Annotated in this window: 11 protein-coding genes and 2 pseudogenes; 12 read left to right on the top strand and 1 reads right to left on the bottom strand. The window is 56.7% G+C overall.

What is annotated here, in order from left to right; all coding sequences use genetic code 11:
* The first annotated feature begins 35 nt into the window (after window positions 1-35).
* The 9 genes from gntR to glgP all read left to right on the top strand — a co-directional run bounded on the left by gntR (window position 36) and on the right by glgP (window position 14,298).
* Window positions 36-1,031 (top strand): gluconate operon transcriptional repressor GntR, encoded by a 996-nt coding sequence (gene gntR / locus ACZAHD_RS12895; RefSeq protein ID WP_462457136.1) that lies wholly within the window; start codon window positions 36-38, stop codon window positions 1,029-1,031.
* A gap of 185 nt (window positions 1,032-1,216) precedes the next feature.
* Complete coding sequence (gene gntK, locus ACZAHD_RS12900) at window positions 1,217-1,747, top strand: gluconokinase (RefSeq protein WP_004868532.1); 531 nt, start codon at window positions 1,217-1,219, stop codon at window positions 1,745-1,747.
* Window positions 1,747-3,087, top strand: coding sequence for a gluconate transporter (gntU, locus tag ACZAHD_RS12905; RefSeq protein ID WP_462457128.1), 1,341 nt, complete (start codon window positions 1,747-1,749; stop codon window positions 3,085-3,087). Before gntK ends, gntU begins: the two co-directional genes overlap by 1 nt.
* A 424-nt stretch (window positions 3,088-3,511) precedes the next feature.
* Window positions 3,512-4,618, top strand: a complete 1,107-nt coding sequence (asd, locus tag ACZAHD_RS12910; protein WP_462457129.1) for an aspartate-semialdehyde dehydrogenase — start codon at window positions 3,512-3,514, stop codon at window positions 4,616-4,618.
* 246 nt (window positions 4,619-4,864) lie between these two features.
* Window positions 4,865-7,051, top strand: a complete 2,187-nt coding sequence (glgB, locus tag ACZAHD_RS12915) for a 1,4-alpha-glucan branching enzyme (protein ID WP_462457130.1) — start codon at window positions 4,865-4,867, stop codon at window positions 7,049-7,051.
* Window positions 7,048-9,024, top strand: a complete 1,977-nt coding sequence (glgX, locus tag ACZAHD_RS12920) for a glycogen debranching protein GlgX (RefSeq protein ID WP_462457131.1) — start codon at window positions 7,048-7,050, stop codon at window positions 9,022-9,024. Before glgB ends, glgX begins: the two co-directional genes overlap by 4 nt.
* An 80-nt stretch (window positions 9,025-9,104) precedes the next feature.
* Window positions 9,105-10,400 (top strand): glucose-1-phosphate adenylyltransferase, encoded by a 1,296-nt coding sequence (gene glgC / locus ACZAHD_RS12925; RefSeq protein WP_462457132.1) that lies wholly within the window; start codon window positions 9,105-9,107, stop codon window positions 10,398-10,400.
* Complete coding sequence (gene glgA / locus ACZAHD_RS12930; RefSeq protein ID WP_462457133.1) at window positions 10,400-11,833, top strand: glycogen synthase GlgA; 1,434 nt, start codon at window positions 10,400-10,402, stop codon at window positions 11,831-11,833. Before glgC ends, glgA begins: the two co-directional genes overlap by 1 nt.
* A 17-nt stretch (window positions 11,834-11,850) precedes the next feature.
* On the top strand, window positions 11,851-14,298 hold the full coding sequence (gene glgP, locus ACZAHD_RS12935; RefSeq protein ID WP_462457134.1) for a glycogen phosphorylase: 2,448 nt from the start codon (window positions 11,851-11,853) through the stop codon (window positions 14,296-14,298).
* 64 nt (window positions 14,299-14,362) lie between these two features.
* Here the strand turns inward: glgP and ACZAHD_RS12940 are convergent.
* A pseudogene (locus ACZAHD_RS12940) lies at window positions 14,363-14,577 on the bottom strand (hypothetical protein); the annotation flags it as partial.
* A gap of 342 nt (window positions 14,578-14,919) precedes the next feature.
* On the opposite strand from ACZAHD_RS12940, the gene ACZAHD_RS12945 reads away from it, so the two are divergent.
* From ACZAHD_RS12945 to ACZAHD_RS12955, 3 genes and pseudogenes are all read left to right on the top strand, one after another.
* Window positions 14,920-16,581 (top strand): ShlB/FhaC/HecB family hemolysin secretion/activation protein, encoded by a 1,662-nt coding sequence (locus tag ACZAHD_RS12945; RefSeq protein ID WP_462457135.1) that lies wholly within the window; start codon window positions 14,920-14,922, stop codon window positions 16,579-16,581.
* Between the two features lie 165 nt (window positions 16,582-16,746).
* Window positions 16,747-22,593: pseudogene (locus ACZAHD_RS12950) on the top strand (two-partner secretion domain-containing protein); the annotation flags it as partial.
* A gap of 3 nt (window positions 22,594-22,596) precedes the next feature.
* A partial coding sequence (locus ACZAHD_RS12955) for a hemagglutinin repeat-containing protein (protein WP_462457137.1) occupies window positions 22,597-25,783 on the top strand: 3,187 nt, incomplete at its 3' end.

Genomic DNA, 25,783 nt, shown 5'->3' on the forward strand with positions numbered 1-25,783 from the left:
GAGAAAATGTTTCCCCGTTGATCACAGTCAGGACGATGAAAAAGAAAAGACCCGTACTTCAGGATGTAGCCGATCTTGTCGGCGTGACCAAAATGACGGTCAGTCGCTTTTTACGTAACCCGGAACAGGTTTCCGAGGCCCTGCGTGGCAAGATTGCCGCTGCTCTCGATGAACTGGGTTATATTCCCAATCGTGCGCCTGATATCCTCTCTAATGCCACCAGTCGCGCCATTGGCGTGCTGCTGCCCTCGTTAACCAACCAGGTTTTCGCGGAAGTGCTGCGCGGAATTGAAAGCGTCACCGATGCCTTTGGCTACCAGACGATGCTGGCGCACTACGGCTATAAGCCGGAAATGGAAGAAAAACGTCTCGAATCCATGCTTTCATGGAATATTGATGGTTTGATTCTCACCGAACGTACCCATACCCCTCGCACGCTGAAAATGATCGAAGTTGCCGGTATCCCGGTGGTTGAACTGATGGACAGCCAGTCGCCGTGCCTCGATATCGCCGTCGGTTTTGATAACTTCGATGCCGCACGTCAGATGACCGCCGCGATTATTGCCCGCGGCCATCGCCATGTGGCGTATCTGGGGGCACGCCTTGATGAACGTACTATCATCAAGCAAAAGGGATACGAGCAAGCGATGCGCGATGCCGGCATGACGCCGTATAGCGTGATGGTTGAACAATCTTCATCCTATTCGTCAGGGATTGAGCTGATGCGCCAGGCGCGCCGCGAATATCCGCAGCTCGATGGGATCTTCTGTACCAACGATGACCTTGCGGTCGGTGCCGCCTTTGAGTGTCAGCGCCTGGGATTGAACATCCCGGACGATATGGCGATCGCCGGTTTCCACGGCCATGATATTGGTCAGGTCATGGAGCCGCGACTGGCCAGCGTGCTGACCCCGCGTGAGCGAATGGGGCGCATTGGTGCCGAGCGACTGCTGGCCCGCATTCGGGGTGAAGTCGTGACGCCTAAGATGTTAGATTTAGGTTTCACATTGTCACCGGGCGGATCAATTTAGACTGACAAGTTTGAAGTAGATCACACATATTCATTTCTGGCACGAATGGTCATTGCTTATCCCTAAATCCGGCATGACAATGTTACCGATAACAGTTACCCGTAACAATCAATCTGCATACGAGCTTTCACGCTGTATTCTTGCAGCCAGTACGGCTTCGTATATGTGCCCAGTGGGAGGAAGCTTTGAGTACGACTAACCATGATCACCACGTCTATGTTCTGATGGGCGTTTCCGGCAGTGGTAAATCCGCTGTCGCTAGCGAAGTGGCGCATCAGCTGCATGCCGCGTTTCTCGATGGTGACTTTCTGCATCCGCGTAGCAACATCAACAAAATGGCCTCCGGCGAGCCATTAAACGACGATGACCGTACACCGTGGCTGCAGGCGCTGAATGACGCCGCTTTTGCCATGCAGAGAACCAATAAAGTCTCGCTGATCGTCTGTTCTGCACTGAAAAAAAGCTATCGCGATATTCTCCGTAAGGGCAACCCAAATCTCTCTTTCGTGTACCTGAAAGGCGATTTTGACCTGATCGAAAGCCGTCTGAAAGCGCGTAAAGGCCATTTCTTTAAAACCCAGATGCTGGTGACCCAGTTTGAAACGCTGCAGGAACCTGGCGCAGACGAAGGCGATGTCTTAATCGTCGATATCGATCAATCGCTGGAAGGCGTGGTCGCGAGCACCATTGAGGTAATCAACAAAGGCAGTAACTAGTGAGCACATTAACGCTTGTTTTAACGGCAGTTGGTTCCGTTTTGCTGCTGCTGTTTTTAGTCATGAAGGCGCGTATGCATGCTTTCGTGGCTTTGATGGTGGTTTCTATTGGGGCCGGTCTGTTTTCCGGAATGCCGCTGGATAAAATTGCGGCAACGATGGAAAAAGGGATGGGCGGGACGCTGGGCTTCCTGGCGATCGTCGTGGCTCTTGGGGCGATGTTTGGCAAGATTCTTCATGAAACCGGCGCAGTCGATCAGATTGCCGTGAAGATGTTGAAATCTTTCGGCCACAGCCGCGCCCATTACGCGATTGGCCTCGCTGGTCTTATCTGCGCGCTGCCGCTATTTTTCGAAGTGGCGATCGTGTTGCTGATCAGCGTGGCCTTCTCCATGGCGCGCCATACTGGTACCAACCTGGTGAAACTGGTTATCCCGCTGTTTGCTGGCGTGGCGGCCGCTGCGGCGTTCCTGCTGCCTGGGCCTGCGCCGATGCTGCTGGCATCGCAAATGCACGCTGACTTTGGCTGGATGATCCTGATTGGCCTGTGTGCGGCGATTCCGGGAATGATTATCGCCGGGCCGCTGTGGGGGAACTTCATCAGCCGCTACGTTGAGCTGCATATTCCTGACGATATTAGTGAACCAAGCCTGGGTGAAGGCAAGATGCCGTCCTTTGCCTTTAGCCTGTCGCTGATTCTCCTGCCGCTGGTGTTGGTGGGGCTGAAAACAATCGCCGCGCGCTTTGTGCCGGTCGGCTCCAGCGCTTACGAATGGTTTGAGTTTATCGGCCATCCGTTCACCGCGATTCTGATCGCGTGTCTGGTGGCTATCTATGGCCTGGCGGTACGTCAGGGGATGGCGAAAGATCGGGTGATGGAGATCTGCGGTCATGCGCTGCAGCCTGCGGGGATTATCCTGCTGGTTATCGGTGCCGGCGGCGTGTTCAAACAGGTGCTGGTTGATTCCGGCGTGGGGCCGGCGCTCGGCGAAGCGCTGACGGGCATGGGGCTGCCGATTGCGATCACCTGCTTTGTGCTGGCAGCCGCGGTACGTATTATCCAGGGTTCGGCAACCGTCGCCTGCTTAACGGCTGTGGGGCTGGTCATGCCGGTCATCGAGCAGCTGAACTACAGCGGCGCGCAGATGGCAGCGCTCTCCATCTGTATCGCAGGCGGTTCCATCGTCGTGAGCCATGTGAACGATGCCGGTTTCTGGCTGTTCGGGAAATTTACCGGCGCCAGCGAAGCACAGACGCTCAAAACCTGGACGATGATGGAAACTATCCTCGGTACCACCGGTGCCATCGTTGGTATGATCGCGTTTACGCTGTTAAGCTAAACGTCGATGAGATTGCCCGGCCGAGCGACGCGAGGCCGGGAAAATCGCCCGCCAATCCCGCAAAAAATCCCTCTCTGCTGAGCGATGAGACGAAAGGATTGCCTCTCGTAAGGCCGCATCAGGCCTGGTTTTCTTTGGTTTCTTCCCCGGCGTGATATCGCTAAATTTCTGCGCAGATCCATAATCCAGATCAATAAATAAGCGGCGGAAAATATTTCCTCCTGCGGCAGTTACCCAGATAATCTTTAAGGTTTTTCTGGAGGCTGATGTCGACAGAAGCTGCGTTCAATAAGTTGCTTTTCTGATTGCCGCGCAATCATTGATTAATTTCACTTGCGACTTTAGCAGCATTTTGTAATGTGAGAGATGATCCAGCAGGAAACTGGCTAGGCACAAACAGCACACATCTCCCAGGAAATACGTTATGAAAAATGTTGGTTTTATCGGCTGGCGCGGAATGGTCGGCTCTGTACTCATGCAACGCATGGTTGAAGAGCGCGATTTCGACGCCATTCGCCCTGTTTTTTTCTCCACCTCTCAGTTGGGGCAGCCGGCTCCATCCTTTGGTGGCAGCACCGGCGGTACGCTGCAGGACGCGTTTGATCTGGACGCGCTGAAGGCGTTGGACATTATTGTGACCTGCCAGGGCGGGGATTATACCAACGACGTGTATCCGAAGCTGCGTGAGAGTGGTTGGCAGGGTTACTGGATTGACGCCGCTTCTTCGCTACGCATGAAAGACGACGCTATCATTATCCTTGATCCGGTAAACCAGGATGTGATTACCGCTGGCCTGAATAACGGCGTGAAAACGTTTGTTGGCGGGAACTGTACCGTCAGTCTGATGCTGATGTCCCTCGGCGGCCTGTTTGCCCAGGATCTCGTGGAGTGGGTTAGCGTGGCCACTTACCAGGCGGCATCCGGCGGCGGGGCGCGTCACATGCGCGAGCTGCTGACTCAGATGGGCCAGTTGCATAGCCACGTGGCGACCGAGCTGGTGAACCCGGCATCCGCCATTCTGGATATCGAACGCAAAGTGACGGCCCTGACCCGCAGCGGCGATCTGGCGGTCGATAACTTTGGCGTGCCGCTGGCAGGCAGCCTGATCCCCTGGATCGACAAGCAGCTGGACAACGGCCAGAGCCGTGAAGAGTGGAAAGGTCAGGCTGAGACCAACAAAATTCTCGCCACCTCGTCAGTCATTCCGGTCGATGGTCTGTGCGTCCGCGTCGGCGCGCTGCGCTGCCACAGCCAGGCGTTTACCATCAAGCTGAAAAAAGATGTCTCTATCCCGACCGTTGAAGAACTGCTGGCCGCACACAACCCATGGGCCAAAGTGGTACCGAACGATCGTGATATTACGATGCGTGAGCTGACCCCGGCTGCTGTCACCGGCACCCTGACCACGCCAGTGGGCCGTCTGCGTAAGCTGAATATGGGGCCGGAATACCTGTCGGCTTTCACCGTCGGTGACCAGCTCCTGTGGGGCGCTGCCGAGCCGCTGCGACGCATGCTGCGCCAGCTGGCATGATAACTGGATGAACCAAAAGGGGGTGTCTTACACCTCCTTTTTTTTGCGTAATACAGGGAGTAAACGCGGATGTTAGATTTTTCCAACGGAGGTAAGAGAGCCTTGGCTATGCTTTAAGTAAGGAACGATAACGTTGCCTTACCTGAAGGTGGGACGGAGCAGGAGGATGCACAGTGTGCTGCACCGTTCAGGTCAAAAAAAGTCGTCAGATACAGGAAAGGACGACACTTACAACAGGATGAAACCATGTCTAATCGTATCGATAGAGACGTGATTAATGCACTTATCTCCGGCCATTTTGCGGATCCCTTTTCCGTACTGGGTATGCATCAAACCGATGCCGGGCTGGAAGTACGCGCATTATTACCCGATGCCACTGATGTATGGGTTATTGAACCGAAAACCGGGCGCAAAGTCGGCAAACTCGAATGCCTCGACTCACGCGGATTCTTTAGCGGCGTTCTGCCACGTCGAAAAAATGCTTTTCGTTACCAGCTGGCGGTCACCTGGCATGACCAGCAAAACCTGATTGACGACCCTTATCGCTTTGGGCCGCTACTGCAAGATCTTGATGTCTGGCTGCTGTCAGAAGGGACCCATCTACGGCCCTATGAAACGCTGGGGGCACACGCCGACACGATGGATGGTGTCACCGGTACGCGCTTTTCTGTCTGGGCGCCGAACGCCCGTCGGGTCTCCGTTGTCGGGCAGTTCAACTACTGGGATGGCCGCCGTCATCCGATGCGCCTGCGCAAAGAGTCCGGTATCTGGGAGCTGTTTGTGCCCGGCGCGCATAACGGCCAGCTGTATAAATTTGAGCTGATTGACGCCCAAGGCCATCTGCGCGTGAAGTCCGACCCTTATGCTTTTGAAGCGCAGATGCGCCCGGAAAGCGCATCGCTTATCTGTGGTTTACCGGAAAAGGTCGAACAGCCGCCTTCCCGTCAGCAGGCCAATCAGTTTGATGCGCCGATTTCGATTTATGAAGTCCATCTGGGATCCTGGCGCCGCCATACCGATAACAACTTCTGGTTGAGCTACCGTGAACTGGCCGATCAGTTGGTGCCCTACGCGAAGTGGATGGGGTTCACCCACCTGGAGTTGCTGCCGGTAAACGAACATCCGTTCGACGGCAGTTGGGGCTATCAGCCGACCGGGTTGTACGCGCCGACCCGCCGCTTTGGTACCCGTGAAGATTTCCGCTACTTCCTGAATGCCGCTCATGCTGCGGGTTTGAACGTGATTCTCGACTGGGTGCCGGGCCACTTCCCGTCGGATGACTTTGCGCTGGCATTGTTTGACGGCACCGCGTTGTATGAACACAGCGACCCGCGAGAAGGTTATCACCAGGACTGGAATACGCTGATTTACAACTACGGTCGCCGTGAAGTCAGCAACTTCCTGGTCGGCAACGCGTTGTACTGGATTGAGCGTTTCGGTATCGACGCCCTGCGGGTCGATGCGGTTGCCTCAATGATCTACCGCGACTACAGCCGCAAGGAGGGCGAGTGGGTGCCCAATGAGTACGGCGGTCGGGAAAACCTCGAAGCGATTGAATTCCTGCGCAATACCAACCGTGTGCTCGGTGAACAGACGCCGGGGGCCATCACCATGGCGGAGGAGTCTACCGATTTCGCCGGGGTGACACGCCCTTCTTCGACGGGGGGTCTTGGCTTTTGGTTCAAATGGAATCTCGGCTGGATGCATGACACTCTCGACTACATGAAGCTCGATCCTATCTATCGTCGTCATCATCACGACAAGATGACCTTCGGGATGCTCTACAACTACACCGAAAACTTCGTGCTGCCGCTGTCACACGATGAAGTGGTTCATGGCAAAAAATCGATTCTTGACCGGATGCCCGGCGATGCCTGGCAGAAGTTTGCCAACCTGCGCGCCTACTACGGCTGGATGTTTGCCTTTCCGGGGAAAAAACTGCTGTTTATGGGCAATGAATTTGCCCAAGGAAGGGAGTGGAACCACGACGGTAGTCTGGACTGGCATCTGCTGGACGGCGGCGATAACTGGCATCACGGCGTCCAGCGCCTGGTTCGCGATCTGAACAATACCTATCGTCATCATAAAGCGCTGCACGAGTTGGATTTTGACCCCTACGGCTTTGAATGGCTGGTGGTGGATGACCACGAACGCTCGGTCTTTATCTTTGTGCGCCGCGATAAAGCCGGGAATGAAGTCATCGTTGCCAGCAACTTCACGCCGGTGCCGCGTCATGGCTATCGTTTCGGGATTAACCAGCCGGGACGCTGGCGAGAAGAACTGAATACCGACTCGATGTACTACCATGGTAGCAACACCGGTAATGGCGGCATCGTGCAAAGCGAGGCCATCGCCAGCCACGGGCGTGAGCATTCCCTTTCGATTATGCTACCGCCGCTGGCGACCGTCTGGCTGGTACGGGAGGCAGAATGACGACACTGGCGGCCGGAAAACCCTCACCGTTGGGCGCAAGCTATGACGGAAAAGGCGTGAACTTCACGCTCTTTTCCGCCCATGCCGAGCGGGTGGAACTCTGCGTGTTTGATGCGCAAGGCAATGAGCAGCGGTTCGATTTACCCGTACGTACGGGCAATATCTGGCACGGCTGGCTTCCTGCTGCGGGCCCGGGCCTGCGCTATGGCTACCGCGTGCATGGGCCGTGGGATCCAGCGCAGGGGCACCGCTTTAATCCGGCCAAACTGCTGCTCGACCCGTGCTGTCATCGGGTTGAGGGTGTACTGCTCGATGATGAGCGTCTCAACGGCGGCGAGCGCTCTCCCGATCATCGCGACAGCGCGGCGATTGCACCAAAGTCGCAGGTTGTGGATCTGTATTACAACTGGCAGAACGATGCGCCGCCGAGAACGCCTTGGGGCGAGACGGTTATTTATGAAGCCCATGTTAAAGGACTGACCTGGTTGCATCCTGGGTTACCGGAGCCCATTCGCGGCACCTATAAAGCGTTGGGTCATCCGGTGATGATTGATTACTTCAGGACCCTTGGCATTACGGCGCTGGAGCTGATACCGGTGGCGCAGTTTGCCAGCGAACCGCGTCTGCAGAGAATGGGATTAAGCAACTACTGGGGCTATAACCCGATGGCGATGTACGCGCTCGATCCACGCTATGCCAGCGAGCCTGCGCGTGCGCTTGATGAGTTTCGCGATGCGGTAAAGGCGCTGCATGCGGCGGGTATCGAAGTGATCCTCGACGTGGTGCTGAATCACAGTGCTGAAATTGATCTTGAAGGGCCGACCTTCTCTTTGCGCGGAATCGATAACCGTAACTATTATTGGATCAGAGAAGACGGGGATTACTACAACTGGACCGGCTGCGGAAATACGCTCAATCTCAGCCAGCCGGACGTGGTTGAGTATGCCCGCCAGTGTCTGCGGTTTTGGGTCGATGAGTGTCATATCGATGGCTTTCGCTTTGATTTAGCCTCGGTGATGGGACGCACGCCGGAATTTCGCCAGGATGCGCCGCTGTTTGAAGCGATCCGTCACGATCCGCAGCTGGCGGCGGTGAAACTGATTGCCGAACCCTGGGATATTGGCGCCGGTGGTTATCAGGTGGGGAACTTCCCGCCGCTGTTTGCCGAATGGAATGACCATTTTCGCGATGCCGCAAGACGCTTCTGGTTACAACAAAGCGTGTCATTGGGCGAGTTTGCCCGGCGTTTTGCCGCGTCCAGCGATCTCTTTTTGCGCAATGGCCGCTCGCCCGCTGCGGCGGTAAACCTGATCACTGCCCATGATGGCTTCACCCTGCGCGACTGCGTTTGTTTCAATCAGAAACATAATGAGGCAAATGGTGAAGAGAATCGCGATGGGACTAACAATAACTACAGCAGCAATCATGGTATAGAGGGGACAGGGGGCAGTCTTGATGTGCTTGAACGGCGTCGGGACAGCGTTCATGCCCTGCTTTCGACGCTGCTACTGGCACAGGGCACGCCGATGCTACTGGCGGGTGACGAGCATGGCCATAGCCAGCACGGCAATAATAATGCGTATTGTCAGGACAATGCATTGACCTGGCTTGACTGGAACCAGGCAAATAGCGGACTGGCGGCATTTACCGCCGCGCTCATTCACCTGCGTCGATGCATACCGGCGTTAACCAGTAACCGCTGGTGGCAAGAAGGGGACGGCAACGTTGTTTGGCTAAATCAGTATGCACAACCGTTAACTGCTGATGAATGGCAGCACGGCACCGCGCGTTTGCAAATTTTGCTGTCTGGCCGTTGGTTAATGACGGTGAATGCCACCCCTGAGGTGGCATACATGGAATTACCTGAGGGGGAGTGGCATGCCGTTCCTCCTTTCGCCGGAGAGGATAATCCGGTCGTCATGGCTGTCTGGCATGGGCCCGCGCACGGAGTGTGCGTATTTCAAAGGTCGTAAGCCCTGAAGCTTCCGGTTGCACTCGCGGCCGCTGCGCGGTGAGAGGGACAGGAAGGCTGGGATGTAAAAAGGAGTTAATCATGGTTAGGCTAGAAAAGAACGATCCGTTGATGCTGGCGCGGCAGCTCCCCATCAAAACCGTTGCATTAATTCTTGCGGGTGGGCGCGGTACCCGGCTTAAGGACTTAACTATTAAGCGTGCAAAACCGGCTGTCCATTTTGGCGGTAAGTTTCGCATAATCGATTTCGCATTATCTAACTGCATTAACTCAGGTATTCGCCGCATCGGCGTTATCACCCAGTATCAATCGCACACTCTGGTACAACATATCCAACGCGGCTGGTCGTTTTTTAGCGAAGAAATGAATGAGTTCGTGGATTTACTGCCAGCGCAACAGCGGGTGCATGGCGAAAACTGGTATCGCGGTACGGCTGATGCGGTGACGCAGAACCTCGACATCATTCGCCGCTATAAAGCGGAATATGTGGTGATCCTCGCCGGCGATCATATTTATAAGCAAGACTACTCGCGCATGTTGATCGATCATGTCGAAAAAGGGGCTCGCTGCACCGTGGCCTGTATGCCGGTGCCCATCGAAGAGGCATCCGCCTTTGGCGTCATGGCGGTGGATGAAAACGATAAAATTATCGAATTCGTCGAAAAACCAGCGACTCCGCCCGCGATGCCGAGCGATGCGACCAAATCGCTGGCCAGCATGGGAATCTATGTCTTTGATGCTGATTATCTTTATGAATTGCTGACTGAAGATGATAACGACGAAAACTCCAGCCACGATTTCGGTAAAGATATTATTCCGAAGATAACCGAAGCTGGCATGGCTTATGCACATCCTTTCCCGCTCTCCTGCGTGCAGTCTGACCCGGATGCGGAACCGTACTGGCGCGATGTGGGTACGCTTGAAGCCTACTGGAAAGCGAACCTTGACCTGGCCTCGGTGACGCCGGAGCTGGATATGTATGATCAGAACTGGCCGATTCGGACCCATATGGAGTCTCTGCCGCCCGCGAAGTTCGTTCAGGACCGCTCTGGTAGTCACGGTATGACGTTGAACTCGCTGGTTTCCGGCGGCTGTATTATCTCCGGCTCCGTGGTGGTGCAATCGGTGCTGTTCCCGCGCGTGCGCGTGAATTCATTCTGTAACATTGATTCGGCAGTCTTATTGCCAGATGTGTGGGTGGGGCGCTCATGTCGCCTGCGCCGCTGCGTAATTGATCGCGCCTGCGTGATTCCTGAGGGGATGGTGATCGGCGAACACGCGGAAGAGGATGCGCGTCGTTTCTACCGATCGGAGGAAGGTATCGTGCTGGTTACGCGTGATATGTTGCGGAAGTTGGGGCATAAACAGGAGCGATAATGCAGGTCTTACATGTATGTTCAGAGATGTTCCCGCTGTTAAAAACCGGCGGTCTGGCGGATGTAATCGGCGCGCTGCCTGCGGCGCAAATCGCTGAGGGTATTGATACGCGCGTGCTGTTGCCGGCGTTCCCGGACATTCGCCGTGGCGTCACCGATGCGCAGGTTGTGACGCGCAGGGATACTTTTGCCGGGCGCATGACGCTGCTGTTTGGTCACTATAACGGCGTGGGGATTTATTTGATTGATGCCCCGCATCTCTACGACCGCCCAGGGAGCCCTTACCACGACACCAACCAACATGCTTACACCGATAACGTGCTGCGTTTTGCGCTGCTGGGTTGGGTGGGGAGCGAGATGGCCTGTGGGCTGGACCCTTTCTGGCGTCCTGATGTCGTGCATGCTCACGACTGGCATGCGGGCCTGACTCCTGCCTATCTGGCCACGCGTGGACGGCCGGCGAAATCGGTCTTTACGGTACACAATCTGGCCTATCAGGGTATGTTCTATTCCCGGCATATGAATGAGATAGAACTGCCGTGGTCGTTCTATAACATGCATGGTCTGGAGTTCAACGGGCAGATTTCGTTCCTCAAGTCCGGCCTCTATTACGCCGATCATATTACGGCGGTCAGCCCGACCTACGCGCGTGAAATAACCGAACCGCAATTCGCCTATGGCATGGAAGGGTTACTGCGTCAGCGCCAGCATGAGGGGCGGCTATCGGGAATTTTGAACGGCGTGGATGCGGGAATCTGGAACCCGGAAAGCGACCTGCTGCTGGCATCGCGTTATGATCGCGATTGTCTTGAAGACAAAGCGGAGAATAAGCGCCAGTTGCAAATTGCGATGGGGCTGAAAGTCGACGACAAAGCCCCGCTGTTCGCCGTGGTCAGCCGTCTGACCAGCCAGAAAGGACTGGATTTAGTTCTCGAAGCGCTGCCGGGCCTGCTTGAGCAGGGTGGACAGCTGGCGCTCCTGGGCGCCGGGGATCCGGTGCTGCAGGAAGGTTTCCTGGCCGCTGCCGCTGAGCATCCTGGCAAAGTTGGCGTGCAGATTGGTTATCACGAGGCCTTTTCACACCGCATTATGGGAGGCGCCGACGTGATTCTGGTTCCCAGCCGTTTTGAGCCCTGCGGCTTAACACAGTTGTATGGCCTGAAGTACGGCACGCTGCCGCTGGTGCGGCGCACCGGTGGTCTGGCTGACACCGTGACCGACAGTTCGCTGGAAAATCTGGCCGATGGCGTGGCCAGCGGTTTTGTGTTTGAAGACAGCAATGCACTATCGCTGCTGCGGGCAATTCGACGCGCGTTTGTGTTGTGGTCGCGCCCGTCGCTCTGGCGTTACGTTCAGCGTCAGGCGATGAATATGGATTTTAGCTGGCAGGTTGCGGCGCACTCTTATCGTGAACTTTATCAACGCTTGATGTAATCACAGGAGTCATTGCGATGAATGTACCCTTTAGCTATGCATCACCCACGCTGAGCGTTGAGGCGTTAAAGCACTCTATTGCCTATAAGCTGATGTTTATCATTGGTAAAGATCCAGCTATTGCCAATAAGCACGAGTGGCTCAACGCCACATTGTTTGCGGTTCGCGACCGTATGGTGGAGCGCTGGCTGCGCTCTAATCGCGCTCAGCTTTCTCAGGAGGTACGCCAGGTTTATTACCTGTCGATGGAGTTTCTGATTGGCCGTACGCTCTCTAACGCCTTGCTGTCGTTGGGCATCTACGAGGATGTGAACAGAGCGCTGGAAGAGATGGGGCTGGACCTTGAAGAGCTGATTGACGAAGAGAATGACCCGGGGCTAGGCAACGGTGGCCTTGGGCGTCTGGCCGCTTGTTTCCTCGACTCACTGGCGGCGCTAGGCCTGCCTGGTCGTGGGTACGGTATCCGCTATGACTACGGGATGTTTAAGCAAAACATCGTTGACGGGCGACAGAAAGAGTCTCCGGATTACTGGCTCGAGTACGGCAACCCGTGGGAGTTTGAACGGCATAATACCCGTTACAAAGTGCGCTTCGGCGGACGCATTCAGCAGGAAGGCAAACAGGCGCGCTGGGTTGAAACCGAGGAGATCCTGGCGGAAGCTTACGACCAGATTATCCCGGGCTTTGATACCGATGCGACCAATACGCTCCGTCTGTGGAGCGCCCAGGCCAGCAGCGAGATTAACCTCGGTAAATTTAATCAGGGTGATTACTTCGCGGCGGTAGAAGATAAAAACCATTCTGAAAACGTCTCCCGGGTACTGTATCCGGACGACTCGACTTACTCCGGGCGTGAGTTGCGCTTACGTCAGGAGTATTTCCTCGTCTCCGCCACGGTGCAGGATATTCTCAGTCGCCATTATCAGTTGCATAAAACCTTTGCTAACCTGGCAGACAAAATTGCGATTCACCTCAACGACACTCATCCGGTGCTGTCGATTCCGGAGCTGATGCGCCTGCTGATTGATGAGCATAAGTTCGGCTGGGATGAGGCCTTTGAAGTCACCTGCCAGGTCTTCTCTTACACCAATCACACATTGATGAGTGAAGCACTCGAGACCTGGCCTGTCGATATGCTGGGCAAAATCCTGCCGCGCCATTTGCAGATTATTTTCGAGATCAATGACTACTTCCTGAAGACGTTGCAGGAACAGTATCCCAATGATACCGGGCTGCTGAGCCGCACGTCGATTATCGACGAATCCAACGGCCGTCGCGTGCGCATGGCGTGGTTGGCGGTGGTGATTAGTCATAAAGTGAACGGCGTTTCCGAACTGCACTCCCGGCTGATGGTGGAGTCGTTGTTTGCCGACTTCGCGAAGATTTTCCCGATGCGCTTTACTAACGTCACCAACGGCGTAACGCCGCGCCGCTGGCTGGCGCTGGCGAATCCGCCTTTGTCGAAGGTGTTGGATGAGAACATTGGTCGTACCTGGCGCACCGACCTGGGCCAACTGAAGGAACTGGAGCAGCACATTGACTATCCGACGGTGAATCAGGCCGTACGTCAGGCGAAGCTGGAGAACAAGCAGCGGCTGGCAAACGTGATTGCCCATCAGCTGAATGTGGTGGTGAACCCGAAAGCGCTGTTTGACGTGCAAATCAAACGCATCCACGAGTACAAGCGTCAGCTGATGAACATTCTGCATGTCATTACCCGCTACAACCGGATCAAGGCCGATCCTGACGCCGTATGGGTGCCGCGCGTGAATATCTTTGCCGGTAAAGCCGCCTCGGCTTATTACATGGCTAAGCATATTATTCACCTCATTAACGACGTGGCGGCGGTGGTGAATAACGATCCGCAGATTGGCGAAAAGCTAAAAGTGGTATTTGTCCCGAACTACAGTGTGAGCCTCGCACAGCTGATTATTCCGGCGGCGGATCTTTCAGAGCAGATCTCGCTAGCGGGGACGGAAGCTTCCGGAACCAGTAATATGAAATTCGCGCTTAACGGTGCCTTGACTATCGGTACCCTGGACGGCGCAAACGTCGAGATGCTGGAGCACGTGGGTGGGGATAATATCTTTATCTTCGGCAATACCGCGGAACAGGTAGAGGCGTTGCGTCGTAACGGCTATAAGCCGCGGGAATTTTACGAACAGGATCCGGAGCTGCATCAGGCGCTGACGCAAATTGGTACCGGACTTTTCAGCCCGTCGGAGCCTGGCCGCTATCGCGATCTGCTGGATTCGCTGATCAACTTTGGTGACCATTATCAGGTGCTGGCTGATTACCGTAGCTATGTGGATTGCCAGGATAAGGTGGATGAGCTGTATCGTCATCCAGAAGAGTGGGCGATGAAAGCGATGCATAATATTGCCAACATGGGCTATTTCTCTTCTGATCGTACGATTCAGGAATATGCCGACCATATCTGGCATATCAACCCGGTACGGCTGTAACCGGTCGCGCAGTCAAAATGGGGCCATTGGCCCCTGTACACACATCCGGTGTAAATGCCTTTTGTCAGAAGTGACCGCCCAGGCGGTCACCGAACTCAATAACAAAGCGGTTCATTACCATACGCCAGTCCATCAGCGGCAGCGTCCATTTCTGTGACGCCGCCTGAATTGCCCGGCTACACAACCTTCATCGGTCGGGATTTTTATGGCATGCCTGATCACGCTGTTCAGCGACTCGATGGTGTTGGTTGTGTGGATGACTTTGCGGATATCATCGGGGCAACGAACTGCTGCCATGGCGTATCACACCGGCTGCCGAATAACACGTACTGGTCAATACGGCTCTCGCTGTGTGCTTTCATAGAGGTGACTATCTGCAGAGATATTGCTGCTATTCAGACTGCGCTTAGCAGTGTCGCGCTTCTAACATATCGCCTCAGATTTTTTTATCATAATATTCTGATTTTTTGTAACGCATCGCAGAGATAAATCTGAAAATTGTCCGTTTCCGTACTTTTGCTGTTTTAATAACCTGCATTTGAGCTTAAATTAGTCTGAAGTGTAAATAAATGTCATGAAGTCCATTCGTGACGTAAGCCAATAAGGCATACAGGATCAAGGATGAAAGTTTTCTACCCGATGTGGGTATTACTGGCATTTAGTCAGTCAGTCTTCGCAGCCCCGTTATCCCCGGCAGATCGCAACAGCATCGAACAGCAGCAGCAGCAATTGCTCCTTCAGAACCAGCAGCAGCGTGAGTCGCTGGAGCGTGCCGTGCCGCTGGCTCGCCCCTCTGAGCCTGAACAACCTGTACCGACGTCCGGGCCCTGTTTCACCATCAACCGTATTGTGCTTGAGGGCGCCACCCTTATTGATGCCCGCAAACAGCAGAAATTAGTCGCGCCATGGCAGAACCAGTGCCTGGATATGGTCCGTATAAATCAACTTACAAATACGGTTTCTGACTGGTACATCAGCCGCGGATATATCACCAGTCGCGCTTTTCTGACGGAGCAAGATTTACGTTCTGGCGAGCTGCGTCTGGTTATTCTGGAAGGCCGACTCGAGAAAATACGCATGGACGGCGCGCCTGAGCGCGAGCTGAAAATGACATTTCCGGGACTGGAAGGCAATATTCTTAACTTGCGTGATATTGAACAGGGTATGGAACAAATTAACCGCGCCCGTACCACGCCGGTTAAGATTGAAATATTGCCAGCCGACAGGCAAGGATGGTCGATTGTTCATTTGACCGCCAGACCAGAATTTCCTCTTTCCGGCTCAGTCAGCTTTGATAATAGCGGCCAGAAAAGCACGGGCGTCGGGCAAATTAACGCCGGGCTGAACGGCAACAACCTATTGGGGCTGGCCGACAACTGGTTTGTTTACGGTGGGCGCAGCAGCGCGTTTTCGCATGCAAAAGACGCGCAGAATTTTGCCGCAGGCGTCAGCATCCCTTACGGCTACAGCCTGCTGGACTACAGCTACAGCTGGAATAACTACCTCAGCACGATTGATAACAACGGCTACCTCTGGCGCTCGAGCGGCGATACCAAAACGCACCGCGTCAATCTCTCGCACGTTCTGTTCCGCAACGGTGATATCAAAACCGGTGTCTCCGTGGGTCTGAGTCATCGCATCAACCATAACTATCTGGACGATGTCCTGCTGCAAAGCAGCAGCCGTAAACTTACCAGCCTGCTGTTTGGCCTGAACCATACCCAGAAGATGTTCGGCGGCGTGGCAACCTTTAACCCGACATTCAGCCGCGGCATGCCGTGGCTGAATGCCGAAAGCGACGGCAGCAAAAACGGCGATTTGCCGAAAGCGCAGTTCCGTAAATGGAGTCTTAATGCCAGCTTTCAGCGCCCGGTGGCTGAGAATCTGTGGTGGCTGGCGAGCGCCTATGGGCAGTGGTCGCCGGACCGCCTGTACGGCAGCGAGCGTCTGACGCTGGGGGGTGAGAGTTCCGTGCGCGGTTTTAAAGAGCAGTATATTTCAGGTGACAATGGCGCGTACTGGCGAAACGAACTCAACTACACGCTGTTTACGCTGCCGGGCATCGGCCAGGTCAGCGCGTTAGCCGCCGTCGATGGTGGCTGGTTGCACTCCGACAGGCTTGATCCTTATGCCGGAGGCACGCTCTGGGGCACCGCAGCCGGACTGAGAACCGCGGGCCGGTGGGTCTCCACCTCGTTCACCGTCGGGCTTCCTGTTGTTTACCCGGGCTGGCTTGGGCCGGATCATGTCAGCATTTACTACCGCGTTGCTGTCGCGTTTTAAGGGATTATCGTCATGAATCAGCCTCCCGTTCGCTTAACCTACCGTCTGCTCAGCTACCTGGTGAGCGGCCTGCTCGCAACGCAGCCTTTGCTGCCCGCCGTTGCCGCCACGCTGACGCCAGTGGGCAATACCGCCACGGATAAAGCGGCGAACGGTGTGCCGGTGGTGAACATTGCCACACCGAACGGGGCGGGAGTCTCCCATAACCAGTTCCAGGACTATAATGTCGGTAAAGAAGGTCTCATCCTCAACAACGCCACCGGTAAGCTGAACCAGACGCAGCTCGGCGGGCTCATCCAGAACAACCCTAACCTGACAGCCGGACAGGAAGCGAAAGGCATTATTAACGAGGTGACTGGCGGCAACCGTTCACAGCTTAACGGCTACACTGAAGTGGCGGGGAAAGCGGCAAACGTGATGGTCGCCAATCCCTACGGTATCACCTGTAACGGCTGCGGGTTTATCAATACCCCTCAGGCCACCCTGACCACGGGGAAACCGGTCTTTGACGCCAGCGGCAATTTACAGGCGCTGGATGTGAAAAAAGGCAGCATCACCATTGAGGGGCAAGGGCTGGATGCCAGCGGCAGCGATGCGCTGTCGATCATTTCACGTGCAACTGAAGTGAATGCCGCCATTCATGCCAGGGATTTAAAAGTGGTTGCCGGTGCCAACCGTGTTGGCACCGACGGCAGCGTGCAGGCGCAGCAGGGCGAAGGCAGCGCCCCCACGGTAGCGGTGGATACCGGTGCGCTGGGCGGGATGTACGCCAACCGCATTCATCTGGTGTCCAGCGAGAAAGGCGTCGGGGTTAACCTCGGCGCCCTGAATGCCCGCCAGGGGGATATCACCCTGGATGCCAGCGGCAGGCTCAGCGTTAATAATAGCCTCGCCAGCGGAGTCATCTCGGCGAACGGCCAGAGTATTGCATTAACCGGTGACCACAAGGCCGGCGGTAATATCACCCTCAGTAGTCAGGGCGACCTTACACTCCGTAACGGCTCGCTCAATAGTGATAACGACCTGGTGCTGAACGCCAGTGGCACGATTTCGCACGCGAATGAAAAACTGACTGCCGGACGCGATGCAACGCTTACCGCGAAAAACATCAGCCAGGATGCCTCCAGCCAGATTAACACCGCCCGCGATATCGCAGCTAAAGCCAGCGATACGCTGAGCACGCAGGGGCAGATGGTCGCCGGGCAAAACCTGACGGCAAGCAGCAACACCCTGACCCAGGAGGGCAAGCTGCTGGCACATAACGGTGCTCAGCTGAATGCCGGTACGCTGAATAACCGCGGTTCGGTTCAGGGCGCGTCTCTGAGCGTGGACAGTTCAACGCTCACTAACACGGGCTCCCTGTTGAGCGGCAGCGACCTGACCGTCAATACCAGTGATTTTACCCAAAGCGGCACTATCGGCGCGAAGGGCAAAGCGGACATCACCGCCAGCGGAACGTTTAACAACACAGGTTCGCTGGTCAGCGACGACAGACTGGTCCTGCAGGCACAGAATGTCACGCAGAACGGCGTGCTGTCCGGTAGCCAGGGGCTGACGGTGAACGCACACGCCCTGACCTCCGGCACGTATTCCGTGACCCACAGTGATGCGGGCATGACGCTGAATACCACCACGGCGACTCTGGACGGGGAAACCAGCGCGGGTGGCGATCTTCTGCTGCAGGGCGACAGGCTTGCTACCGTGGCGAGCGCACAGCTGCAGAGCGGCGGCAATCTCAGGCTCAGCGCGCGGGAAGCGACGCTGGCGGGCACGCAGGCGACACAAAAAGCCATGACGCTGAACGCCCGCGAAAAATTGACCCACAGCGGCAAAAGCAGCGCGGCATCGCTCACTCTTCGCGCGCCGGAGCTGGCCAACAACGGCGTTCTTGTGGCCTCCAGCCTGAACACGCAGTCACAGCGGCTTACCAACAGTGGCCTGCTGCAGGGCGATAGCGCATTGCTGATTGATACACAGCAGCTAGATAACCAGCAGGATGGTACGCTCTACAGCGCGGCGAATCTGACGCTGGATATCCCCGTTATCAGTAACCGCGGACTGATAACCAGTGACGCTACCCTGGCACTGAACAGCGGTGCCCTGAGCAATCCGGGTAAAATCATCGCTGACACGCTGAACGTCAAAGCGACCACGCTGAGCGGAAACGGCCTGTTGCAGGGGACCGGGGCGCTGACACTTGCCGGGGATACGCTCTCGCAAGGCACCAACGGGCGCTGGCTGACGGCAGGCACGCTCTCCCTCAATGGCAACACACTGAATACTGCGGGGACCACGCAGGGGCAGAATCTCACCGCTCAGGCGGATAGCTGGACGAACAACGGCTCCGTGCTGGCAACCGGCAATCTTAACGCTACGCTGGGCGCCTCTCTGTTCAACCATGGCGACCTGATGAGCCAGGGCAATTTCGGGCTGAACGCGCCCGCGCTGACCAACCACGGCAGCATTCTCTCATCAGGTAAAATGTCGCTCGCCGGAACAACCTTCACTAGCGACGGCACGCTTCAGGGCAACACGCTTTCACTGCGTCACAACAGCATCGACAACAGAGGGTCGGTCACGGGCCTGAACGGCCTGACCCTGAACAGTACGGGCCGGCTTACCAACAGTGGCGACCTGCTGAGCCAGAAATCGCTGACGCTAAGCGCAGGAGACGTGACCAACAGCGGCCGGCTTCAGGGGCAGAACATCGCCTTAGACGGCAACAGCCTGAACAACAGCGGTGCGATTCAGAGTGCGCTGGATCTGGCCCTGACCCTGAGCGGCGACGTTATTGCTGCCACCGGCAGCAAAATTACCGCCCTGGGCGACACCCGCCTGACTGGTAAGGCGCTGAGCAACCAGGGATTAATCAGTGCGAAAACGTTGGAGGTGAAAGGCGACTCGCTCAGCAACGGCGGCGAAATCAGCGGCGTTAACGGCCTGAACGTGACGCTCAGCGGTAACCTGCAGCAGCAGGGCAAAATGCTGACCGGCGGGCTGCTTAACGTTAACGCGAAAGACGTCAGCAACAGCGGACAGCTTCAGGGCGCGGATACCCAAATAAGCGCCAGCTCGCTCACCAACAGCGGGCGCGTGCAGGGCGACAGCGGCCTGACGCTCGCACTGCTGAATGTCCTGACCAACCAGGCCAGCGGCGTGCTGCTCAGCCAGAATGCATTAGGCCTCACCGCGCCCGAGGTGACCAACGACGGGACCATTCAGGGCAACGGTAAAACCACGCTCAGCGCGGCAATGCTGGCCCGCAACGGCGGCAAAATTCTCTCCGGCGGTGACCTGATGTTCACCACGCCGGACTACAGCGGCAGCGGCTGGCTACAGGCCACTAACCTGGTGCTGAACGTGGCGAAGCTTGCCAGCAACGGCACCGTGATAGCGGAGAATCAGGCGACGCTCACGGGTGACAGTTTGACTAACGGCGGCATATTCCAGGCTGCACAGTTGAACGTCAACACGCAGACCGTCATCAACAGCGGCACGCTGCTCGGCAATCAGGGTCTGAACATCAACGCCGACACTGTCAATAATGAAAATGGCAACCTGTTCAGCGGTGGCGACCTGCTGGCAGAAGCGGTCTCCCTCAGCGGCGCGGGCCAGCTGGTGGCGCTCGGCAACCTGACGCTGAAGCTCACCAACGGCTTCACCACCCAGGGCGTTATCGCCGCGAACAAGCAGCTGGCCGTCAGCAGCCAGGGCGATATCACCAACGTAGCCACATTGCAGGGCAACGGCATCACGCTGAATGCTGCGGGCAAGCTGACCAACAACGGCCAGCTGACCGCAGGCAGCGGCACTACAGCATTGAGCGGCAGCCAGATTGCGATGAACGCCAGCGGTTCGTTGCAGGCAGGCGGGGATGTGAGCCTGAACAGCCGGGGCAATATCACTCTCGACGGCTTTACCGGCACGGCGGGCAGCCTGGCGTTAACGGCGGCCGGGTCGATCGTTAACACCGCCCTGCTCTATGCAGGCCACAACCTGTCGCTGTTTGCCAGCAGCATCCAGAACCTGCACGGCGATATGCTGGCGGGCGCTGACCTGGTAATGCAGAAAGACGCCAGCGGTACGGCGAATGCCGAGGTTCTCAATACCTCCGGGAATATCGAAACCATAAATGGTGATATCACCATTAAGACCGGGCATTTGCTGAATACGCGGGATGGGTTGACGACGAAAACAACTCAGATCGATGGTGCACAAACTATTCCGGGCATGGGTGATGCGACGATTAATGTCGATATCAGTCAGCTTGCTGACGGTACTTACGGCATGACCAGCCGGGTGGCAGAAAGACAGGTTGGGCCGTGTAATGGTCATGGAGCCTGTAACTATATCCACTGGAATCAATTCTATTACGTGATGTATGCCGATTCGGCAGAGCAGAAATTTATCAATAGCCAGACGCGAACTGACGTTACCAGCAATGGCGGTGCATCAAGAATTGCCTCCGGCAAAAATCTCACTATTAATGCAGGTTCACTGGAGAATTTTGCCAGCAATATTCTGGCAAATGGCGATGCCAACCTGACAGGGAGCACGCTCAACAACCAGAGCTGGCAGTCCGGCACGGCCACCGACTGGTTAGTCTATCAGTACGATTCACGTCGATATGGCTACGCGGTCGAGCCGGGTGGGCGTTATCCGACGGACGGGAATAATTATCAGGATGTTATGCCCGAAAACACGTCTATTGCTTTTACGCTTCAAGGGCATGACTCAAGTACAGAACTTGGCGAAATCTACCGCTCGGTCATTCAGGCTGGCGGCACAGTTAAAGCCACCTTCACCAGCGATATCAGTAACACCAACACCACCGCCAACGCGGGCAAAATCAGCAACACCCTCGTTGCGCCGGGCCTGAACACGCCTTCAGCGCAAAGCATCGGCGGCGGCGCGAGCCAGCAGGCGCTTGTGGATGCTGCAACCCAGGCTATCACCGGACCCGACTGGAAAGACAGTACCGCCAGCCAAGCAATTGGCGGCGGAACGGGGCTGGTTCCTGGCGGGATGGACGGCAACTATCCGCTGCCTTCCGGCAACAACGGCTACTTTGTGCCGTCCACCGATCCGGACAGCCCGTATCTGATCACCGTCAACCCTAAACTGGACGGCCTGGGTCAGCTCGATCCGTCGCTGTTCGGCGATCTGTATAAGCTGCTTGGCATGAACCCGGGCGCAGCCCCACGCGAGACGGGTAGCCAGTACACTGACATGAATCAGTTCCTCGGTTCGTCGTATATGCTGGGCCGCCTCAGCCTGAATCCGGACAAAGACTACCGCTTCCTTGGCGATGCGGCGTTTGATACCCGCTATGTGTCGAACACCGTGCTGAACCAGACCGGGACGCGCTATATCAATGGTCTTGGCTCCGACCTCGACCAGATGCGCTACCTGATGGACAACGCCGCCGGTGCGCAGAGCCCGCTCGGCCTGAAATTTGGCGTGGCGCTGACCGCCGACCAGGTGGCGGCGCTCGACCACAGCATTCTGTGGTATGAAACCGCCACGATTAACGGCCAGACCGTGATGGTGCCAAAAGTGTATCTGTCGCCAAAAGACGTAACGTTGCAGAGCGGCAGCGTGATCAGCGGTAACAACGTGCAACTGGCGGGCGGCAACGTCACCAACAGCGGCAGCTCGCTGCTGGCGCAGAACGGTCTTGCCATCGACAGCAGCAACAGCCTCAGCAACCTCAATGCAGGGCTTATCAAGGCGGGCGGTGGGCTGGACCTGAGCGCGCTGGGCGACATCAATAACATCGGCTCGTCGATTAGCGGCAAAACCGTCCAGCTGGAAAGCACGGGCGGCAGCATCAACAACATCACCCAAACGCAGCAGTGGAGCGTGGGCGATGACAGCCGTCGCGGCAGCGTGCACGTCAGCGGCACCGACGTCGGGCAAATGGCCTCCATCAGCGCCAGCGACGGTCTGTATATGGATGCGGCGAAAGATATCAACATCACCGGGGCGAAGGTGAACGCGGGTGGCGACCTGGCGATGGGTGCAGGCAATAACATCAACATCGCCGCCAATCAGATAACCGACAGCAGTAGCCGGTCGGGCTTCCGGGGCCAGAAAGACACGGCTTCGTCATCCACCTCAAACCAGGGCGGCAGCATTACGGCGGGCGGTAACGCGCTCATGCAGGCGGGCAACGACCTGAACGTCACGGCGAGTACCGTGGATGCAGGGAAAACCGCACAGCTGGTGGCAGGCAATGACCTGAATCTGAACGCGGCAGGAAACGGGCAGACCAGCCGCACGGGCGGCAGTGAAAGCCATCAGAGCAGCGCAGACAGAACCACGATTTCAGCGGGCGACAACGTGACGCTGGTAGCAGGGCGCGACGTGACCAGCCAGGCAGCGGGCATCGCGGCGGAAGGAAACGTCGGCATCCAGGCCGGACGCGACGTCAGTCTGCTGGCGGAAGCCACCACCACAGGCAGCAGCAGTCACAGCGGTAAGAAAACCGTTATCGACGAATCCGTGCGCCAGCAGGGCACTGAAATCGCCAGCTCCGGCAACACCACGATACTCGCCGGACGTGACGTCAACAGCGAAGCCGCGCAGGTCACCGCCAGTGGGGATATCGGCGTAGCCGCAGGTCGCGACGTGAACCTGACGACGGCGACGGAAAGCGACTATCACTACCAGGAAGAGACGAAGACTAAAAAAGGGTTCCTCAGCAAGAAAACGACCCATACCATCGAGGAAGACAGTGCGACCCGTGAAGCAGGCACCCTGCTTTCCGGTGATAACGTGACCGTGCAGGCGGGCAACAACCTGCTGGTGAAAGGCTCCTCCGTGGTGGGCGATAACACCGTGGCGCTTGGCGCAGGCAACAACGTCGATATCGTGGCGGCCACCAACACCGATTCCTCCTGGCGCTTTAAGGAAGAGAAGAAGAGCGGCCTGATGGGCAGCGGCGGTATCGGCATCACCGTTGGCAGCAGCAAATCCACCCATGACCTGCGTGAAGCGGGCACCACGCAAAGCCAGAGTTTCAGTACCGTGGGCTCGACGGGCGGAGACGTGGTTATCGCCGCCGGAAACCAGGCGCATATTGGTGGCGCGGACCTGATTGCCGGGAAGGACATGAGCCTCAGCGGCAGCAGCGTCATCATCGAGCCGGGCCACGACAAACGCACCCGCGATGAAACCTTCGAGCAGAAGAAAAGCGGGCTGACGGTGGCGCTTTCGGGCACCGTCGGCAGCGCGATTAACAATGCCGTCACGTCGGCGCAGGACACCAAAGAGGAGAGTGACGGACGTCTCAAAGCACTCCAGGCCACCAAAACGGTCCTCTCCGGCGTGCAGGCCGGACAGGCGGCTGAGGCGGCTAACCTGACGGCCGACCCGAACGCGATGGGCGTCAGCCTCTCGCTGACGACGCAGAAATCTAAATCGCAGCAGCATGCCGAAAGCGATGCGGTGGCGGGGAGCACTCTGAACGCGGGCAATAATCTTTCCATCACTGCGAACGGAAAAGGTAAAGGCCCGAACAGCGGCGATATCGTGATTGCCGGAAGTCAGCTGAAAGCGGGCGGCGACACCCTGCTGGACGCGAAGCACGACGTCATTCTCAGCGGCGCGGCCAACACCCAGCAATCCAGTGGCAAGAACAGCAGCAGCGGCGGCGGTGTTGGCGTAAGTATTGGTGCAGGTAAAGGTGCCGGTATCAGCGTGTTTGCCAACGTCAATGCGGCAAAAGGCAAAGACAAAGGTAACGGCACCGACTGGACCGAAACCACGATAGACAGCGGCAAAACCGTGACCATTAAGAGCGGGAATGACACCGTGCTCAACGGAGCGCAGGTCAACGGCAACAAGATTGTCGCTGACGTGGGCCACGACCTGCTGATGACCAGCCAGCAGGACACCAACAAGTACGATAGCAAGCAGAGCAGCGTGGCGGCGGGCGGCAGCTTCACCTTTGGCAGCATGACGGGCTCCGGCTACATCTCTGCCTCCCAGGACAAGATGAAGAGCCGCTTCGACTCGGTGGCCGAGCAGACCGGAATGTTTGCCGGTGATGGTGGCTTCGATATCACCGTCGGCAACCACACCCAGCTTGATGGTGCGGTTATCGCTTCCACCGCCACGGCGGATAAAAACAGCCTCGACACCGGCACGCTGGGCTTCACGGATATTCACAACGAAGCGGATTTCAAAACCCAGCACACCGGCATCAGTATCAGTGGCGCGGGCAGCTTCGGCGACCAGTTCAAGGGCAACATGCCGGGTGGGATGATTTCGGTGGCGGGTAACAGCGGCCATGCGGAAGGCACCACCCAGGCGGCCATCGCGAACGGCAACATCACCATCCGCGACAAGGATAACCAGAAGCAGGACGTGGCAAACCTGAGCCGCGACACCGAACATGCCAACGACAGCATCAGCCCGATCTTCGACAAGGAAAAAGAGCAGAACCGCCTTAAAGAGATCGGGCTGATCAGCGATATCGGCGGCCAGGTGGCGGACATTGCCAGGACGCAGGGTGAGCTAAATGCGCTGAAGAAAGCGCAGAGCGAGTCGAAAACCACGCTTCCGGAAAATGCCACGGAGAAACAACGCCAGGATTATCTCGCAGAATTGCGTAACTCGCAGTCGTACAAAGATGAGATGCAGAAGTACGGCACTGGCAGCGATATCCAGCGCGGTATTCAGGCCGCAACGGCAGCCCTTCAGGGCCTGGCGGGTGGCAATATTGCTGGCGCACTGGCTGGCGCTTCGGCACCGGAACTGGCGCATCTTCTGAAGGGACCAACGGAAGGCAACGCTGCCGTTAACGCTATCGCCCATGCCATTCTTGGCGGCGCAGTTGCAGCCATTCAGGGTAATAGTGCAGCGGCAGGTGCTGCGGGAGCGGCATCGGGTGAGCTGATTGCCAGAGCCATTGCGGAAATCTATTACCCAGGCGTGAAAACTTCAGACCTGACGGAAGATCAGCGACAGACCATCAGCTCTCTGGCGAGTATCTCGGCAGGTATTGCAGGCGGGCTTGCGGGTGGAAATACCGCAGGTGCGGCGACTGGTGCCGCTGCCGGGAAGAATGCGGTTGAGAATAACTCGCTGAGCGATATCGCCCAGGCGCAGTCTGAAGGCAAAACGCTGGAGCAAAAGGCCGGTGAGTACGTTGAGGCTGAAAACGAGCGCTATAAGAAGGCCAACTGTGGTGGCATGA

The sequence above is a fragment of the Raoultella sp. genome (genome assembly GCF_039594335.1).
Classification (GTDB): Bacteria; Pseudomonadota; Gammaproteobacteria; order Enterobacterales; family Enterobacteriaceae; genus Klebsiella.

Coding starts and splice junctions, on each gene's coding strand:
- gntR (WP_462457136.1), top strand. CDS start 36: ATGAAAAAGAAAAGACCCGTACTTCAGGATGTAGCCGATCTTGTCGGC.
- asd (WP_462457129.1), top strand. CDS start 3,512: ATGAAAAATGTTGGTTTTATCGGCTGGCGCGGAATGGTCGGCTCTGTA.
- glgB (WP_462457130.1), top strand. CDS start 4,865: ATGTCTAATCGTATCGATAGAGACGTGATTAATGCACTTATCTCCGGC.
- glgX (WP_462457131.1), top strand. CDS start 7,048: ATGACGACACTGGCGGCCGGAAAACCCTCACCGTTGGGCGCAAGCTAT.
- glgC (WP_462457132.1), top strand. CDS start 9,105: ATGGTTAGGCTAGAAAAGAACGATCCGTTGATGCTGGCGCGGCAGCTC.
- glgA (WP_462457133.1), top strand. CDS start 10,400: ATGCAGGTCTTACATGTATGTTCAGAGATGTTCCCGCTGTTAAAAACC.
- glgP (WP_462457134.1), top strand. CDS start 11,851: ATGAATGTACCCTTTAGCTATGCATCACCCACGCTGAGCGTTGAGGCG.
- ACZAHD_RS12945 (WP_462457135.1), top strand. CDS start 14,920: ATGAAAGTTTTCTACCCGATGTGGGTATTACTGGCATTTAGTCAGTCA.